The organism is Saccharothrix sp. CCNWYY140 (assembly GCF_037401995.1).
In the GTDB taxonomy this organism is placed as follows: Bacteria; Actinomycetota; Actinomycetes; order Mycobacteriales; family Pseudonocardiaceae; genus Actinosynnema.
The window spans coordinates 11,801-26,666 of the sequence record NZ_JBBEGC010000034.1; the positions used below are offsets into that span (position 1 = coordinate 11,801).

Consider the following 14,866-nt stretch of genomic DNA (forward strand, 5'->3'; position numbering starts at 1 on the left):
GTGGCGGAACGCTCAGTGACGGTCGGCCGGCGGCGATTAGGCTCGGTTGGCTGAAGGTGCGAGCGTGGAGGCAGCGGGATGAGTAGCAACGATGGTCGGCGGAAGTGGCTGACCGTCGCCGACGAGGTGGCCACCGGGTTGCGGTTGGACGCCGCGCAGCGGGATCGCGCGGGGGTCGAGCCGGTGGCCGAGGTGGACGTGTTGCGGCGGTCCGGGTTGTTGTCGGTGCGGGACTGGGGCACGCAGCAGGCCGTCACCCGGGTCGTCGGGGCCGCCGACGGCAACGTCGGGCACCTGCTCGGGTACCACTACCTCCAGGTCTGGCGGCGGGGGTTGTTCGACAACCCGGTGGTCGACGAGGCCGACGACCTGTTCTGGGCGGGGGTCAGCAACCCGCTCGACGCCGCGCTCCAGCTCGAACCCGTCGACGGCGGCTTCCAGGTCAGCGGGCGCAAGACGTTCGCGACCGGCGCGTCGGTGGCGGACCGGCTGGTGGTCAGCGCCACCCGCACGGACACCGGCGGCAAGGTCACCTTCACCCTCGACGCGAAGTCCGACGGCATCACCTACCACGGTGACTGGGACAACATCGGCCAGCGCCTCACCGCCAGCGGCGGCGTGACGTTCGACCGCGTCCACGTCCCCGAGGACCGGGTGCTGGGCGCGCACGACGAGCACAGCCCCCGCCAGTCGCTGGCCGCGATCGGTTTCCAGCTCGTCCTCGCCCAGCTCTACGTGGCCCTCGCGGAAGGCGCGCTGGCCGAGGCCGCCCAGTACACGCGCACCACCACCCGCCCGTGGTTCCTCTCGGGCGTGGACACCGCCACCGCGGACCCCTACATCCTGGCCACCTACGGCGAGCTGGTCGCCGACGTCGAGGCCGCGGGCCTGCTCGCCGACGCCGCCTCCGAGGCCCTGCGCGAGGCCAGTGACGCGGACGGCGACCTCACCGCCGAGCAGCGCGCGACCACCGCCGCCCGCATCACCTCGGCCAAGGTCGTCTCGACCAAGGTCGCCAACCACACCACCAGCAAGGTCTTCGAGCTGTGCGGCGCGCGGGCCACGGCCGCCGGGTACGCGTTCGACCGGTTCTGGCGCAACGCCCGCACCCTCACCCTGCACGACCCCGTGTCCTACAAGGCTCGCGAACTCGGCGCGTACCACCTGACCGGCGAGCGCGCGCCGTTCACCGGGTACAGCTGATGTCGTCCACCCCGGAACCGGTCCTCGCGAACAGCGTCCGCCTCGACGACGACGGCGTGCTGATCCTCGACCGCCGCAACTTCCCGTTCGAGCGGACCTGGGTGCGCTGCACGACGGTCGCCGAGGTCGCCAAGGCCATCGAGGACATGGTCACCCAGTCCTCCGGCCCCTACTTCGCGACCCTGTACGGCATGGTCCTCGCCGCCAGGGAAGCCCGCGGCCTGCCGCGCGAGGAAGGCCGCGCGCAGCTCGAACGAGCCGGAACGCTCCTGGTCGAGACCCGCCGCACGAACAACGCCCTGCGCAAGGCCGTCGCGGCCGTGCTGGCCGCGGTGGACGAGGCCGACGACCTCGAAACCGGGGCGCTGGAAGGCGCACGGCAGGGCGACGAGCGCTACCGCAGCCGCAGCCGGGCGCTGGGCGAGCACACCGCCGCCCTCCTGCCCGACGACGGCACGGTGCTCACCCACTGCTGGGCCGACCTGTACCTGACCGAGACCGTGAAGGCCGCCCACGCCGCCGGCAAACGTTTGCGGTTCTTCTGCACGGAGACCCGCCCCTACCTGCAAGGCGCCCGCCTGACCGCCGAGACGCTCGCCGAGATGGGCGTGGAGACCACGCTCATCACCGACGGCATGGGCGCGGCGGCGTTCGCCGAGAACCAGGTGGACGTGCTGGTCACCGCCGCGGACCGGGTCACGATGGACGGTCACGTGGTCAACAAGGTCGGCACGCTCGGCCTGGCCGTCGCCGCGCACACCTTCGAGGTGCCGTTCCTGGCCCTGGTGCAGGCGCCGGACCGGCTCGCGCCCACCGCCGCCGACGTGCCGATCGAGTACCGGCCCGGTGACGAGGTCCTGCACACGCTGGGCCGCCGCACCGCCACCCACCGGGTCCGGGGCTGGTACCCGGCGTTCGACGTGACCCCGCCGAGGTTCGTCACGACCGTGGTCACCGACCGCGGCGCGTACGCTCCCGACCGGCTCGCGGAGTACTACGACAGCAAGGACGTTCATGACTGAGTGGGTCGTGCTCGACATCGAAGGCACCCTGTCCGCCACGGACCAGGTGCTGGTCACCCTCTACGACTACGCCCGGCCGCGCCTGGGTCCGTGGATCGACGACCACGCCGACGACCCGGCCGTGGTGCAGGCCGTCGCCCAGATCCGCGAACTGTCCGGTGTGGACGGTGGCACGGACGAGCTGGTGCGGGTGCTGCACGGGTGGATGGACGCCGACCAGAAGGTCACGCCGCTCAAGACGTTGCAAGGCTTGATCTGGCAGCAGGGCTACGCCAACGGCGACCTGGTCGCGGAGTTCTTCCCGGACGTCGTCCCGGCGTTGCGCAAGTGGCACGAGGACGGCGTGAAGCTCGCGATCTTCTCGTCGGGGTCGGTCGCCGGCCAGGTCGCGTTCTTCGGCCACACCACCGAGGGCGACCTGCGCGGCCTGTTCGAGCACCACTTCGACACCGTCAACGCCGGTCCCAAGCGCGAAGCCGCGTCCTACCACAGGATCGCGGAAGCGTTGGGATCCCAGGACATCACGTTCTACTCGGACGTGCCGGCCGAGCTGCACGCCGCCGCCGAGGCCGGCTGGCAGACTGTCGGCGTGGCCCGCCCCGGCGAGCCCTACGGCGACGCGGACTTCGGCCCGCACAAGACGGTGAGCGCGCTGTGACCCCCGGCGAGGCGCTGGCCGCCGAGTGCGCCCGGTTCACCGCGATGGGCTGGATGCGCGGCACGTCCGGGAACCTGTCCGTGGTCGTGGACCGCGACCCGCTGCGGCTCGCGGTCACCATCAGCGGCAAGGACAAGGGTGAGCTGACCCCCGAGGACGTCGTGATCATCGACGAGCACGGGGAGACCGAGGACCCGGTCCGCGTCCCGTCCGCCGAGGCCGGTCTGCACGGCCGGATCGCGGCCGTGGCCGGCGCCGGCGCGGTCATCCACGTGCACGCGCTGGCCCCCGTGGTCGCCGCCGAGTTCTGGCCCGAGGGCGTCGAACTGCGCGACCTGGAGATGCTCAAGGGCTTCGGCCGGCAGGCGCACGACGACGTGGTCACCATCCCGGTCGTGCCGAACAGCCAGGACATGCGCGTCCTGGGCGACGCCTTCGAGGCCGGTTTCCGCAAGGACGTGCCGGCCCTGATCGTGGCCCGGCACGGCGTGTACGTGTGGGGCGACGACCTGCACCAGGCGCGCCACCGGCTGGAGTGCCTGGAGTGGCTGCTGCGCTTCAAGGTGGAGACGAGGAGGGAATCGCGATGACCTTGCTGACCGTCTGGCCGGACACCGACCCCGGGACCGTGCTGGTGCGCACCTCCGACCCGGTCGAGATCGCCGACGAGCTCAAGCAGCTCGGCGTGCGTTATGAGCAGTGGCCGGTGATCCCGGGCGTGACCAAGGAGAACGCCCTGGAGGCCTACCGCGACCGGGTCGCGCGGGTCACCGAGTCCGAGGGCTACATCCTGGTCGACGCGATGGAGATGACCCCCTCGGACGACCCGGAGTGGCTGGCGTCGGCGGCGCAGGCCCGGCTGAAGTTCCTGGCCGAGCACACGCACGACGACGACGAGGACCGGTTCTTCGCGCGTGGTTCGGGGATCTTCTACCTGCACATCAAGGAACGCGTCTACGCGATCCTGTGCGAGGCGGGGGACCTGCTGAGCGTCCCCAAGAACACCACGCACTGGTTCGACATGGGCACCCGCCCGGACTACGTGTCGATCCGGTTCTTCCACGACGACGACGGCTGGGTGGGCAACTTCACCGGCAGCGAGATCGCGAAGTCGTTCCCGACCTTCGACGAGATCACCGCGGCTCGCTGAGACCGGCCAGTTCCGCCGCCAGGTTGGCCTTGGCGCGGGCCTCCCACCGGGCTCGGGCCTGCGGCGTGAGGTAGAGCGGGTCGCGGGCGTGCAGGGACTCCAGGACCTGGCCGCGGCCCGTTCGCCAGGCGTCGTCGGGGACGTGGGAGTACTCCGCGCGGACGGCCCGGCGGTAGCGCTCGTACGCCGCCGGGTCCGCGCCCAGGATCGCCAGGTCGGCGTCCATGAGCAGCGCGGTGAGCTCGTCCGGCGCGGTGTGGTCGATGGTGGCCAGGACCAGCGCCACGACCGGTCCGGGGTCGACCCCGGCCTCTCCCAGGCGTTCCCGGACCCAGTTCGCGCTGTTGCGTTCGTCCTCGCCGGGGCGGCCGTCGTAGACGACGTCGTGGGCCAGCGCGGCCAGGGTCAGGACCGCCCGGTCTTCCTCGGTGCGGTGGGCGGCCAGCTCGACCACGTCCTTCGCCACGGCGAGGACGTGGTCCGCGTTGTGGTAGGCGCGGTGCGGTTCGGCGTACTTGGCGGCCAGGTCACCCGCCGTGCCCGGACGCCCGCCCAGGACCTGGACCGCCTTGTCCCACAACGCTTCCAGCATGGGGCAACTGTACGGTGAAGGCCGCGCCGCCCTCCGGCGCGGGGCCGGCGGTGATGGTGCCGCCGAGCTTGGTCACCAGGCCGTGCACCAGGGCCAGGCCGACGCCGGTGCCCACCGGGCGGGAGCGCTCGTACTTGGCGTGCAGGGCGCCCCGCTCGAAGGCCACCCGGTAGTCCTCTTCGGACAGTCCCGGGCCGCCGTCGCGCACCTGGAGGACGTCGTCCAGGGCCAGCACGATCGGCCGGCCGGGCGGGGTGAGGCGCAGGGCGTTCTCCAGCAGCCCGTCCAGCACCTGGCGCAGGCGGCGGGGGTCGGTGTGCGCCGGGACCGGGGTGGCGGGCAGGTCCAGGCGGAAGTCCACGCCCTTCGCGGCGCAGCGGGCGTGCCAGACCTCGGCGGCGGAGGACACCAGGTCCCGCAGGTCCACGTCGACCAGGTCCACGCGGAAGTCGTCGGCGCCCAGGCGGGCCAGGTCCAGCAGGTCCGCGACCAGGCGGTCCAGGCGGTGGGCCTCCTCGCCGATGGTGCGGCCGACGCGGGGCACGTCGTCGCCGGAGACCACGCCGTCGGCCAGGGACTCGGCGAAACCCGTGACGGCGGTCAGGGGCGTGCGCAGCTCGTGGGAGACCGACAGCAGGAACTCCCGCTGCCGGGCCTCGCTGCGGGCCAGCGCGTCGGCCAGGGCGTTGACCGCGCCGCCCACCTCGGCGACCTCCGCGGGACCGTGCTCGGGGGCGCGCAGGTCGCGCCGGCCGGTGCTCATGGTCTGGGCGACGTTCGCGGTCTCGCGCAGCGGCCGGGCGACCAGCCTGCCCAGCAACCACCCGGCCACCGCCGCCACCAGCAGGCCCACACCCAGCGCGATCAGGATGTTGCCCACCAGCTTGCGGCCCGGCCCGGCGTTGTCGGCGGGCTGGACCAGGGCGACGTTGTCCCGCACCTCGACCAGCAGGTTCCCGACCATGCCCGACTTGCCGCCGGCCTGCCGCACCGCCCGCACCGCCTGCGGGTCGCCGACGAGCCTGCCGCCGGGTCCGATCGCGACCACCTGGATGTCCTGCCCGCGCAGCACCTCGACCACCCGGAGGCGGGCGTTGCGGCCCATCTCGCCGAGCTGCTCGGTGACCACGTCGGCCTGGTCGGACAGGGACGTGCGGGCCACGTCCCGGGACGCGCTGAGCACCAGCCGCGCGGACACCAGCCCGGCGACGATGACCGCCACCCCGGCCACCGCCAGGCACAACGCGGTGATGCGGAACGCGAGACTGGTCCTGCGCCGGCTCGCCACAGGGCCGCCGGTCACGGGCTCGCCGGTCACGCGGTCGCTGGTCACAGGGCCGCTGGTCACAGGGTTGCTGGTCACGGTGCCTCCGCCGAGTAGCCGACGCCGCGCACGGTGCGGATCGGGTTCGGGTCGCCGAGCTTGGCGCGCAGCTGGGCGACGTGCACGTCCACGGTCCGCGTCCCGGCCACCGCCGCGTACCCCCACACCGCGCTGAGCAGCTGTTCCCGCGCGAACACCCGCCCCGGGTGGCGCATGAGGTGGGCGAGCAGGTCGAACTCGGTGGAGGTCAGCGCGACCTCCGCGTCGTCCACCCACACCCGCCGCCGGTCGGTGTCCAGCTTGACGCGGCCCAGGACGTGCACGGAGGTGGTCTGGGGGGTGCCGCGCCGCAGCACCGTCCGGACCCGCGCCACCAGTTCGCGCGGGCTGAACGGCTTGGTCACGTAGTCGTCCGCGCCCAGCTCCAGGCCCAGCACGCGGTCCACCTCGTCGTCACGGGCGGTCACGAACAGCACCGGCGTCCAGTCCCCGGCGGCGCGCAACGCCCGGCACACCTCGACGCCGTCCATGCCCGGCAGTCCCACGTCCAGCAGCACGGCGACCGGCTTGAGCCGCCGCACGGCCGCGAGCGCCGCCTGGCCGTCGGTCTCGACGTGCACCCCGAACCCGTCACGCCGGAGGTAGAGCGTCACCAGCTCGGCGATCGCCCGCTCGTCCTCAACGACCAGCACCAGCCCACGGCCCTCGGGTTGCACGGCGCGAATCGTGGCACGCGTCGGTCGTGTTCGGATCGTCCGCCGCGTTCGGGTTCGGTAAAAGGACCCGCTACCAGCGGAAGTGAAGGATTTTCGCACCACAAGGGATGTCCGAATGGGCCGTTCGTCGCAACCTCGGGCACGGGCGGGTAACGAATTGACGGCAACCCGTATCCCCCGAACGTCCTAACCCGATAGGAGGGCGAGCGGTGGAGTTTGATGCCCACCGTCAGCCCTCGACACCCTGCCGGAGTACAACCATGCGCCAGACGGTCCGCCGCCTGCTCGGAGCAGCCGCCCTCCTCGCCGTGACCACCGTCACGAGCGGCCTGTACGCCACCGCCGCCACCGCCGCGCCGGGCACCCCCGTCCCGGGCGACGACCGCGCCACCTACCACGACGGCAACGTGGACATCGGCCAGCCGGGCAACGGCTGCGAGGCGCTGGGCCTGCCCGGTGACGAGATGGAGCCGCCGGCCGCCATCTTCACCGCGGACGCGACCTACATCGACATCACCGCCCAGCCCACCGGCTACACCATCACCGGTGTGTTCGTGAAGGGCGGCCAGGGCGGCGGCGGCAACGTGTACTACGTGGACCCGCCGGCCGACATCAAGCCGCTGGGCGCCCTGCCGTGGCAGGACCTGCACGCGCCGAAGAACCCGAGCGGCGAGCCCGCGGGCATCAGCCACTGGTTCATCTGCGTGGAAGAGGACGAGACCACCACGACGACGACCACGACCACGACCACCGTCGACGAGACGACCACCACCACGGCCGCGACGACCACGTCGCCCGGCTCCGGTGACCCGTCGGTGACCACGACGACCCAGGCCGCCGCCGCCGCGGGCTCGAACGACCAGCTCGCCAGCACCGGCTTCGGCTCCATGTGGCTGCTGATCGTCGGCCTCGCGCTGGTCGCCGCCGGTGCCGCGTTCGTCGCCTCGCCGAAGCTGCGCGGCCTGATCAAGCGCTAGTCAGCCAAGCACGGTGGCCCGTCCCGCACTCCGGGGACGGGCCACTGGTGCGACCGGACCTCCTGTGAGCTGCGCTACCTCCCTTGATCCAGGGACGGCCCAGGCGCGCCGCTCGAAACCGGTCCGTCTACGATCCGACAAGGCCTGCCCCCAGGCCTACGCCAGAACCAGAAGAAGTGCAGGAGGCACCGTGACGGCCGTAGCCCCGCAGCCGATCGCAACGCGGCCCTTCGGGACTCGCGAGGCGGTCAAGGGTTCGTTCCTGCTGCGGATGTTCCGCACCACGGACCACAAGCAGATCGGGATCATGTACCTGGTCACCTCGTTCGCCTTCTTCATGGTGGGCGGCGCGATGGCCATGCTGATGCGCACCGAGCTGGCCCGGCCGGGGATGCAGTTCCTCAGCCAGGAGCAGTTCAACCAGCTGTTCACCATGCACGGCACGGTGATGCTGCTGCTCTACGCGACCCCGATCGTGTTCGGCTTCGCCAACTTCGTCCTGCCGCTCCAGATCGGCTCCCCGGACGTGGCGTTCCCGCGGCTGAACGCCTTCTCCTACTGGCTGTACCTGTTCGGCGGCCTGATCGTGATGGCGGGCTTCATCACGCCCGGCGGCGCGGCCGACTTCGGCTGGTTCGCCTACACGCCGCTGAGCAACGCCATCCACTCGCCCGGCGCGGGCGCCGACCTGTGGATCTCCGGCCTGGTCATCGGTGGTCTGGGCACCATCCTCGGCGCGGTCAACATGATCACCACCGTGGTCTGCCTGCGCGCGCCCGGCATGACCATGTTCCGGATGCCGATCTTCACCTGGAACATCCTGGTCACCTCGGTCCTGGTGCTGCTGGCGTTCCCGATCCTGACCGCCGCGCTGCTGGGCCTGCTGGCCGACCGGCACCTGGGCGCCCACGTGTTCGACCCCGCCAACGGCGGCGTGATCCTGTGGCAGCACCTGTTCTGGTTCTTCGGCCACCCCGAGGTCTACATCGTCGCGCTGCCGTTCTTCGGCATCGTGTCGGAGATCTTCCCGGTGTTCAGCCGCAAGCCGATCTTCGGCTACAACGGCCTGGTCTACGCCACCCTGGGCATCGCGGCCCTCTCCGTCGCCGTGTGGGCGCACCACATGTACGCCACCGGCGCCGTGCTGCTGCCGTTCTTCGCCTTCATGACCTTCCTGATCGCCGTGCCGACCGGCATCAAGTTCTTCAACTGGATCGGCACGATGTGGAAGGGGCAGCTCACCTTCGAGACGCCCATGCTGTTCAGCATCGGCTTCATCGTGACCTTCCTCTTCGGCGGTCTGTCCGGTGTGCTCCTCGCGGCCCCGGCCATCGACTTCCACGTGTCGGACACGTACTTCGTGGTCGCCCACTTCCACTACGTGCTCTACGGCACGATCGTGTTCGCGACCTTCGCCGGCATCTACTTCTGGTTCCCGAAGATCACCGGCCGGATGCTGGACGAGCCGCTGGGCAAGCTGCACTTCTGGACCACGTTCCTGGGCTTCCACGCGACCTTCCTCGTGCAGCACTGGCTGGGCAACGAGGGCATGCCGCGCCGGTACGCCGACTACCTGCCGTCCGACGGCTTCACCACGCTGAACACGATCTCCACGATCGGCGCCTACATCCTGGGCGCGTCGACGCTGCCGTTCATCTGGAACGTGTTCAAGTCCTACCGCTACGGCGAGACCGTGACCGTGGACGACCCGTGGGGCTTCGGCAACTCCCTGGAGTGGGCGACCTCCTGCCCGCCGCCGCGGCACAACTTCAAGGAGCTGCCGCGCATCCGCTCCATCCGCCCCGCCTTCGAGCTGCACTACCCGCACATGATCGAGCGGCTGCACGAAGAGGCGCACGTCACCTTCACCGGCAAGGCCATCCCGCACGAGAGCGCGGGCAAGGCGCCGTCGGAGCTGGCGGGCAAGGCTGTGCAGTCGGGCACAGCGTCGGAGTCAGAGCACCCCGACCACCGGTAACCTTCAGGTCAGGTTCAACGACGAGCCCCGATCGCCGTTCGCGGTGGTCGGGGCTCTCGCTGTCTGGCAGAGGAGCCACCAGTGAGCAATCCCGGCGCGACGCCCGTCCTGATCACGGTCACCGGTCCGGACAAGCCGGGCGTGTCCTCCGTGCTGTTCGCGGTGCTGACCAGGCACGGCGTGGACGTCCTGGACGTCGAGCAGGTCGTGATCCGGGGTCGGCTGGTGCTGGGTGTGCTGGTGTCCGCCGCGCACGACCCGGAAGGGCTCCAGGAGGCCGTCGAGCAGGCGATGGCGACGGTGTCCATGCACGTCGAGGTGGAGATCGGGGCCGACTCGAAGCGCACCGCGCGGCTGGAGTCCAGCCACGTCGTGATCCTGCTCGGGCGCCCGGTGACCGCGCGGGCGTTCACCGAGGTGGCGCGGCGGCTGGCGTCGCTGGGCGTGAACATCGACGCGATCCGGGGTGTGGCCGACTACCCGGTCACCGGTCTTGAGCTGCGGGTTTCCGTCGCCGACGACACCGTGGTCGCCGACGCGGCGCTGCGCGAGGCGCTGGCCGAGGTGTCCGTGCGGGTGGACCTGGACATCGCGGTCGAGCGGGCCGGGTTGCAGCGGCGGGCCAAGCGGCTGGTGGTGTTCGACGTGGACTCCACGCTCATCCAGGGCGAGGTCATCGAGATGCTGGCCGCGCACGTGGGCGTCGAGCCGCAGGTCCGCGAGATCACCGAGGCCGCGATGCGCGGGGAGCTGGACTTCGCCGAGTCTCTGCGCCGCCGGGTGGCGTTGCTGGAGGGCCTGCCCGAGTCCGTGTTGGACGAGGTCGCGGGCTCGTTGGAGCTGACGCCGGGTGCGCGCACGACGGTCCGGACGTTGAAGCGGCTCGGGTTCCGGGCGGGTGTGGTGTCCGGCGGGTTCACGCGGGTGATCAAGTCCCTGGTGGACGACCTGGGCCTGGACTTCTGCGCGGCCAACGAGCTGGAGGTCGTGGACGGCAAGCTCACCGGGCGCGTGGTGGGCGACATCGTGGACCGGCCGGGCAAGGCCGTGGCGCTGCGGCGGTTCGCCGAGCAGGAGGGCGTGCCGCTGGCGCAGACCGTCGCGGTGGGTGACGGGGCCAACGACATCGACATGCTGGGCGCGGCCGGCCTGGGCATCGCGTTCAACGCCAAGCCCGCGCTGCGCGAGGTCGCCGACACCGCGCTGTCCCACCCGTTCCTGGACGCGGTGCTGTTCGTGCTGGGCGTGACGCGGGCCGAGGTCGAGGCCGCGGACGCCGCCGACGGGCTGGAGGCCGTGCGCCTGTGAACGAGATCCTGAAGATGCTGGTGGACCGGCACTACACGACCGACGAGGAAGACCCCGCCCTGGTGCGGGCCATGCCGATGGTGCTGCGCATCGAGCGGACGTCCCCGCCGTGCCGGACGGACGTGCTGGAGGCCGCCGCTGCCGCCGCGATCGCCGTGTGCCTGGACCCGCGCGCCGAGCCGGGTGGGGAGTGGCACGACGAGGTCGTGGCGTGGGTGCGGGGCCGGATCCGGAAGGTGTCGCGGCGGGCGCGGGGTGCGCACTGGGAGGCCGTGCAGGCGCTGCCCGGGGTGACGATCACCGTGGGCGGGGCGCAGGTGCGGGCGTTCGTGCCGGGCCTGGTGTCGGAGCTGCCCAAGGAGCTGTCCCGGTTGCAGATCTCGGGCAGCGAGCTGCCCGTCGACGAACCCGGCGACGTGCCCGCGGGTGCGTACGAGCTGTGGCTCAACCCGCGCGTGGAGATGACCGCGGGCAAGGCGGCGGCCCAGGTCGGGCACGCGTCCATGCTGCTCGCGCCCACGCTGACCGAGGAGGAGCTGGAGGCCTGGGCGGCGGTGGACTACCGGTGCGCGGTCCGGACGCCGTCCCCGGCCGACTGGGACGCGCTGGTGGCCCGGCCGGACACGGTCGTCGTACGGGACGCCGGGTACACCGAGGTGGACCCCGGCACGGCGACCGTGGCCGTCCACCGGGCGTGATCAGTCGAGGGTGCCCTCGACCACGTGGGACGCGCTGATCAGCTCGACCTCGCCGGTGGCGTCGACCAGCTCGTCACCCTCGGCGAACAGGACGCGGTCGAAGGCCTGCGCGAACTCGGCGGCGACGTCCGCGGTGGTGGCCAACGGGGTGGCGAGCTCGAGACCCACCGGCTCGACCGTCGGCGTGGTGGAGACCCGGGCCACGTCCACGGCGAACAACTCGACCTCGTCGTCCTCGTCGTTGGGGAGGGCGCGGACGACGATCCGGCCGGTCTCGGTCTGCGCGCGGATGGTGTGGAAGCGCAACTCGCGGTCCGCCGACCGGAACCGCAGACCGCCCTCGGCGAGCAGGTCGACCTTGTCCAGGTCCGGGGTCATCCGCCCGGTGACCGGCATCCGCACGCACCGGCGCCCGTCGGCATCGGCGTCGACCGCGGGCTCCAACGCGTCGAGCACGATGCCTTCCTCGGCCAGCTTGCCCTCCGCGGTGGGGGTCAGGCAGAACGTCAGCGTGGCGGCGCTGACCTCCATCGAGGGAGTCGACTCGGCCGCGGTCGCGACGCCGGGGAACAGGAGCAGGGCGGCGACGGCCGCCGCCAAACGGGCCTTCACGGTGGGTGGTCCCCTTCAGGGAGTGTCTTCAATGGACAGTCCTGGAACCTAGTGGCACGGGCGGGTCTGCGACCGTCCGAATGCGACCATCGGGTTACCCGGCGAACTCGATCGTGCCGTCCCGCCGCCCGCGCCGCACCATCCGCTCGAACCCCAGGGCCGCGACCGTGATCCACAGCGCGCCGACACCCAACTCCAGCGCCAGGTCCGCCAGCACCCCGGGCAGCGGTCCGCCGGCCACGAAGGACCGGATCGCCGCCAGGCCGTGCGTCATCGGCAGCACAGAAGTCAGGGCGTGCACCCAATCCGGCCAGAACGACGTCGGCACGTTGACCCCGCTGAACGTCATGATCACCAGGTAGCTGAGGTTCAACGCCACCCACCGCGCCGACGGGAACCCGAGCACGAACGCCGCCACGCACGTCCCGTAGCAGTAGCACGACAACCCCACCACCAAGATCATCAGCGGCACGAACCCCGCCCACGGCCACGGCAGCGCCACCCCGAACAGCGGCGGCAGGGCCAGGAACGCGATCGTGGACGCCGCCACGCCCGAACCCAGGTTCACCAACCCCTTGCCCAGGTACGCGGTGAGGTGGGTGGCGGGCGCGGCGACCATCAGCGCCAGCGTCCCGGCCTGCCGCTCGCCCACGGTCAGCAGGATCACCACGGTCGCGTCGATCGCCATGATCGCGACCAGGTTGCCGATCAGCAGGTAGTCGACCTGCTCCTGCGACCCGAGCATCCGCCCGACCAGCGCGTAGAAGCACGCTTGTATCAGAAGCCGGGACAGCCACCCGAACGTCCACGTCCGCCAGGTGTGGAAGCCCCGCCACATCCGCCACTGCACGGCCAAGCTGTGCCGCAGGACCCTCAACTGGTCACGCATACGCCACCGACCCCGCCCGCCGCACCCGGCGCAACGTCAACTCCAACGACAACCGCCCCGCGACCAACGCTGCCGCCCCCAACGCCACGATCGCCAGCAACCGCCACCAGACCGCCGCCACGGGGGCGGGCGCGAGGGCGTCCCGCATCAGGTCCGCCGACCAGGACAGGAACACCGCGTGCGACAGCGGTTGCAGGGGTTCCGGCAGGTACTGGACGGGCACCATCACGCCCGACAGCACGTAGATCGGGAAGCTGAGGAAGTTCTGGTAGTGCCCGGTGTCGTTGGTCAGCATGAACGCCGCCAGCAACAACCCGGTGCCCGCCATCGCGAACATCGACGCACCCATCGCCGCCCAGAACACCCACGGGTGGTGCACGGTCGGCGTCACGCCGAACACCAACCACCCCAGCCCCCACGTCTCGACCAGCGGCGCCACGCCCAGCAGCAGCACCGCCGCCACCCGTCCCAGGTAGACCGGGTGCGGGGACACCGGCGCGGCCATCCCCAGTTCGAGGGACCGCGTCCAGCGCTCGGTCACCAGCACCTCGGCCGCCAGCCCCGTCGCGAACCCCCACAGCCCGATCAGGACGGGCGCCAGGAACGCGTTGGGCAGCAGGTCCGCGCGCCCGGAGTGGACCACGATCGACATCAGCATCAGGACCGTGAACGGGATCGTGCACAGGGTGAGCAGGTCGTCGGGCTGCCGCCGGACCAGCCACCACTGCATCCGGACCCCGGTGAGGAACAGCCGCATCAGACCTCCATCCCGCGCCGGCCGACGAGGTCGAGGTAGACGTCCTCCAACCGCGGCGGCACCGCCCGCACCGAGCGGACCCCGTTGTCCAGCAGGAAGTCCAGGACGACCCGGGCGGCGGCGTCGTCGACGACCCGGACGCGCAGCAGCCCGTCCCGCCGTTCCGTGCCGAGCACCCCGGGCAGCCCGCTCACGTCCAGCGCCGTCTCCGCCTCCACCCACCGGTGCAGACCGGACATCTCGGCCAACCCGCGCGGCGACTCGGTCGCCAGCACCCGCCCGTGGTCGATCAGGGTCACCCGGTCGCAGACCTCTTCGGCCTCGTCCATGTCGTGCGTAGTGATCAGGATCGTTCGGCCCTCGGCGCGCAGTTCGCCGATCAGGGCGCGGAAGTCGTGCGCGGCGACGGGGTCCATGCCGGTGGTGGGCTCGTCCAGCAGGATCAGCCTCGGGTCGCCGATCAACCCGCGCGCCAGGTGCAGCCGCTGCTTCATGCCGCGCGAGTAGGTCTCGACCAGGTCGTCGGCCTTGGCCGTGAGCCCCAGGCGGTCGAGGAGCTCGTCGGTGCGGGCCTTCGCCCGGGTGTCGGGGAGCTTGTACAGCGCGGCCCAGTAGCGCAGGGTCTGCCGCGCGGTGAGCTTCCCGTACAGGCCGCGCTCACCGCCGAACACGATGCCGATCAACGGCCGAACCTCGTGGGCTTGCGCGACGACGTCGAGCCCGAACACCTCGGCGCTGCCGCCCGTGGGCAGCAGGACGGTGGACAGGACCTTGCACAGCGTCGTCTTGCCCGCGCCGTTGGGGCCGAGCAGACCGTGGACCTCGTTCGACGGGATATCCAGGGACAACCCGTCGAGCGCGGTGACTTCTTCGTTCTTGCGCCTGCCCTTGCGGTAGGTCCTGGTCAGGTCGCGTACGCGGACACTCATGCCGTTCACCCCCGTGTGATCGGGGGCGAAGCTACGGTCGAGCCGCCGAAGAT

At 71.5% G+C, this 14,866-nt stretch carries 16 protein-coding genes; 9 read left to right on the forward strand and 7 right to left on the reverse strand.

What is annotated here, in order from left to right:
* The first annotated feature begins 78 nt into the window (after positions 1 to 78).
* From WBN91_RS17335 to WBN91_RS17355, 5 genes are read left to right on the forward strand one after another with little or no spacing between them, the layout of a single operon-like run.
* Complete coding sequence (locus WBN91_RS17335) at positions 79 to 1,203, forward strand: acyl-CoA dehydrogenase family protein (protein ID WP_337724902.1); 1,125 nt, start codon at positions 79 to 81, stop codon at positions 1,201 to 1,203.
* Positions 1,203 to 2,225 (forward strand): s-methyl-5-thioribose-1-phosphate isomerase, encoded by a 1,023-nt coding sequence (locus tag WBN91_RS17340; RefSeq protein ID WP_337724901.1) that lies wholly within the window; start codon positions 1,203 to 1,205, stop codon positions 2,223 to 2,225. Before WBN91_RS17335 ends, WBN91_RS17340 begins: the two co-directional genes overlap by 1 nt.
* Complete coding sequence (gene mtnC, locus WBN91_RS17345) at positions 2,218 to 2,883, forward strand: acireductone synthase (RefSeq protein ID WP_337724900.1); 666 nt, start codon at positions 2,218 to 2,220, stop codon at positions 2,881 to 2,883. Before WBN91_RS17340 ends, mtnC begins: the two co-directional genes overlap by 8 nt.
* Positions 2,880 to 3,473, forward strand: a complete 594-nt coding sequence (gene mtnB, locus WBN91_RS17350; protein WP_337724899.1) for a methylthioribulose 1-phosphate dehydratase — start codon at positions 2,880 to 2,882, stop codon at positions 3,471 to 3,473. Before mtnC ends, mtnB begins: the two co-directional genes overlap by 4 nt.
* Positions 3,470 to 4,033, forward strand: a complete 564-nt coding sequence (locus WBN91_RS17355) for a 1,2-dihydroxy-3-keto-5-methylthiopentene dioxygenase (protein ID WP_337724898.1) — start codon at positions 3,470 to 3,472, stop codon at positions 4,031 to 4,033. Before mtnB ends, WBN91_RS17355 begins: the two co-directional genes overlap by 4 nt.
* Here the strand turns inward: WBN91_RS17355 and WBN91_RS17360 are convergent.
* The 3 genes from WBN91_RS17360 to WBN91_RS17370 form a co-directional block, all read right to left on the reverse strand.
* Positions 4,017 to 4,625 (reverse strand): HD domain-containing protein, encoded by a 609-nt coding sequence (locus WBN91_RS17360; RefSeq protein WP_337724897.1) that lies wholly within the window; start codon positions 4,623 to 4,625, stop codon positions 4,017 to 4,019. The two genes, WBN91_RS17355 and WBN91_RS17360, sit on opposite strands and share 17 nt — an antisense overlap.
* Positions 4,561 to 5,913 carry a HAMP domain-containing sensor histidine kinase gene (locus WBN91_RS17365; protein ID WP_337724917.1) on the reverse strand — a complete coding sequence of 451 codons (1,353 nt, stop codon included), beginning with the start codon at positions 5,911 to 5,913 and terminating at the stop codon, positions 4,561 to 4,563. Before WBN91_RS17365 ends, WBN91_RS17360 begins: the two co-directional genes overlap by 65 nt.
* A 71-nt stretch (positions 5,914 to 5,984) precedes the next feature.
* Positions 5,985 to 6,665 carry a response regulator transcription factor gene (locus WBN91_RS17370; RefSeq protein ID WP_337724896.1) on the reverse strand — a complete coding sequence of 227 codons (681 nt, stop codon included), beginning with the start codon at positions 6,663 to 6,665 and terminating at the stop codon, positions 5,985 to 5,987.
* A gap of 260 nt (positions 6,666 to 6,925) precedes the next feature.
* Here WBN91_RS17370 and WBN91_RS17375 point away from each other — a divergent pair, with 260 nt between their 5' ends.
* The 4 genes from WBN91_RS17375 to WBN91_RS17390 all read left to right on the forward strand — a co-directional run bounded on the left by WBN91_RS17375 (position 6,926) and on the right by WBN91_RS17390 (position 11,626).
* Positions 6,926 to 7,642, forward strand: coding sequence for a hypothetical protein (locus tag WBN91_RS17375; RefSeq protein ID WP_337724895.1), 717 nt, complete (start codon positions 6,926 to 6,928; stop codon positions 7,640 to 7,642).
* A 190-nt stretch (positions 7,643 to 7,832) separates the two neighbouring features.
* Positions 7,833 to 9,620, forward strand: a complete 1,788-nt coding sequence (ctaD, locus tag WBN91_RS17380) for an aa3-type cytochrome oxidase subunit I (RefSeq protein ID WP_337724894.1) — start codon at positions 7,833 to 7,835, stop codon at positions 9,618 to 9,620.
* An 81-nt stretch (positions 9,621 to 9,701) separates the two neighbouring features.
* Positions 9,702 to 10,928, forward strand: a complete 1,227-nt coding sequence (gene serB / locus WBN91_RS17385) for a phosphoserine phosphatase SerB (RefSeq protein ID WP_337724893.1) — start codon at positions 9,702 to 9,704, stop codon at positions 10,926 to 10,928.
* 14 nt (positions 10,929 to 10,942) lie between these two features.
* On the forward strand, positions 10,943 to 11,626 hold the full coding sequence (locus WBN91_RS17390; RefSeq protein WP_337724916.1) for a peptidyl-tRNA hydrolase: 684 nt from the start codon (positions 10,943 to 10,945) through the stop codon (positions 11,624 to 11,626).
* On the opposite strand, the gene WBN91_RS17395 is transcribed toward WBN91_RS17390, so the two are convergent.
* The 4 genes from WBN91_RS17395 to WBN91_RS17410 all read right to left on the reverse strand — a co-directional run bounded on the left by WBN91_RS17395 (position 11,627) and on the right by WBN91_RS17410 (position 14,813).
* Complete coding sequence (locus tag WBN91_RS17395) at positions 11,627 to 12,238, reverse strand: hypothetical protein (RefSeq protein WP_337724892.1); 612 nt, start codon at positions 12,236 to 12,238, stop codon at positions 11,627 to 11,629.
* A 94-nt stretch (positions 12,239 to 12,332) separates the two neighbouring features.
* Positions 12,333 to 13,127 (reverse strand): ABC transporter permease, encoded by a 795-nt coding sequence (locus WBN91_RS17400; RefSeq protein ID WP_337724891.1) that lies wholly within the window; start codon positions 13,125 to 13,127, stop codon positions 12,333 to 12,335.
* Positions 13,120 to 13,884: an ABC transporter permease gene (locus tag WBN91_RS17405; protein WP_337724890.1), complete on the reverse strand. Its 765-nt coding sequence runs from the start codon at positions 13,882 to 13,884 to the stop codon at positions 13,120 to 13,122. Before WBN91_RS17405 ends, WBN91_RS17400 begins: the two co-directional genes overlap by 8 nt.
* Positions 13,884 to 14,813, reverse strand: coding sequence for an ABC transporter ATP-binding protein (locus tag WBN91_RS17410; RefSeq protein WP_337724889.1), 930 nt, complete (start codon positions 14,811 to 14,813; stop codon positions 13,884 to 13,886). Before WBN91_RS17410 ends, WBN91_RS17405 begins: the two co-directional genes overlap by 1 nt.
* Positions 14,814 to 14,866 lie beyond the last annotated feature (53 nt).

Excerpts from the sequence above, each read along its gene's own strand:
- WBN91_RS17335 (WP_337724902.1), top strand. The coding sequence starts at position 79 with ATGAGTAGCAACGATGGTCGGCGGAAGTGGCTGACCGTCGCCGACGAG.
- WBN91_RS17340 (WP_337724901.1), top strand. The coding sequence starts at position 1,203 with ATGTCGTCCACCCCGGAACCGGTCCTCGCGAACAGCGTCCGCCTCGAC.
- mtnC (WP_337724900.1), top strand. The coding sequence starts at position 2,218 with ATGACTGAGTGGGTCGTGCTCGACATCGAAGGCACCCTGTCCGCCACG.
- WBN91_RS17355 (WP_337724898.1), top strand. The coding sequence starts at position 3,470 with ATGACCTTGCTGACCGTCTGGCCGGACACCGACCCCGGGACCGTGCTG.
- WBN91_RS17360 (WP_337724897.1), bottom strand. The coding sequence starts at position 4,625 with ATGCTGGAAGCGTTGTGGGACAAGGCGGTCCAGGTCCTGGGCGGGCGT.
- WBN91_RS17375 (WP_337724895.1), top strand. The coding sequence starts at position 6,926 with ATGCGCCAGACGGTCCGCCGCCTGCTCGGAGCAGCCGCCCTCCTCGCC.
- WBN91_RS17390 (WP_337724916.1), top strand. The coding sequence starts at position 10,943 with ATGCTGGTGGACCGGCACTACACGACCGACGAGGAAGACCCCGCCCTG.
- WBN91_RS17400 (WP_337724891.1), bottom strand. The coding sequence starts at position 13,127 with ATGCGTGACCAGTTGAGGGTCCTGCGGCACAGCTTGGCCGTGCAGTGG.
- WBN91_RS17405 (WP_337724890.1), bottom strand. The coding sequence starts at position 13,884 with ATGCGGCTGTTCCTCACCGGGGTCCGGATGCAGTGGTGGCTGGTCCGG.
- WBN91_RS17410 (WP_337724889.1), bottom strand. The coding sequence starts at position 14,813 with ATGAGTGTCCGCGTACGCGACCTGACCAGGACCTACCGCAAGGGCAGG.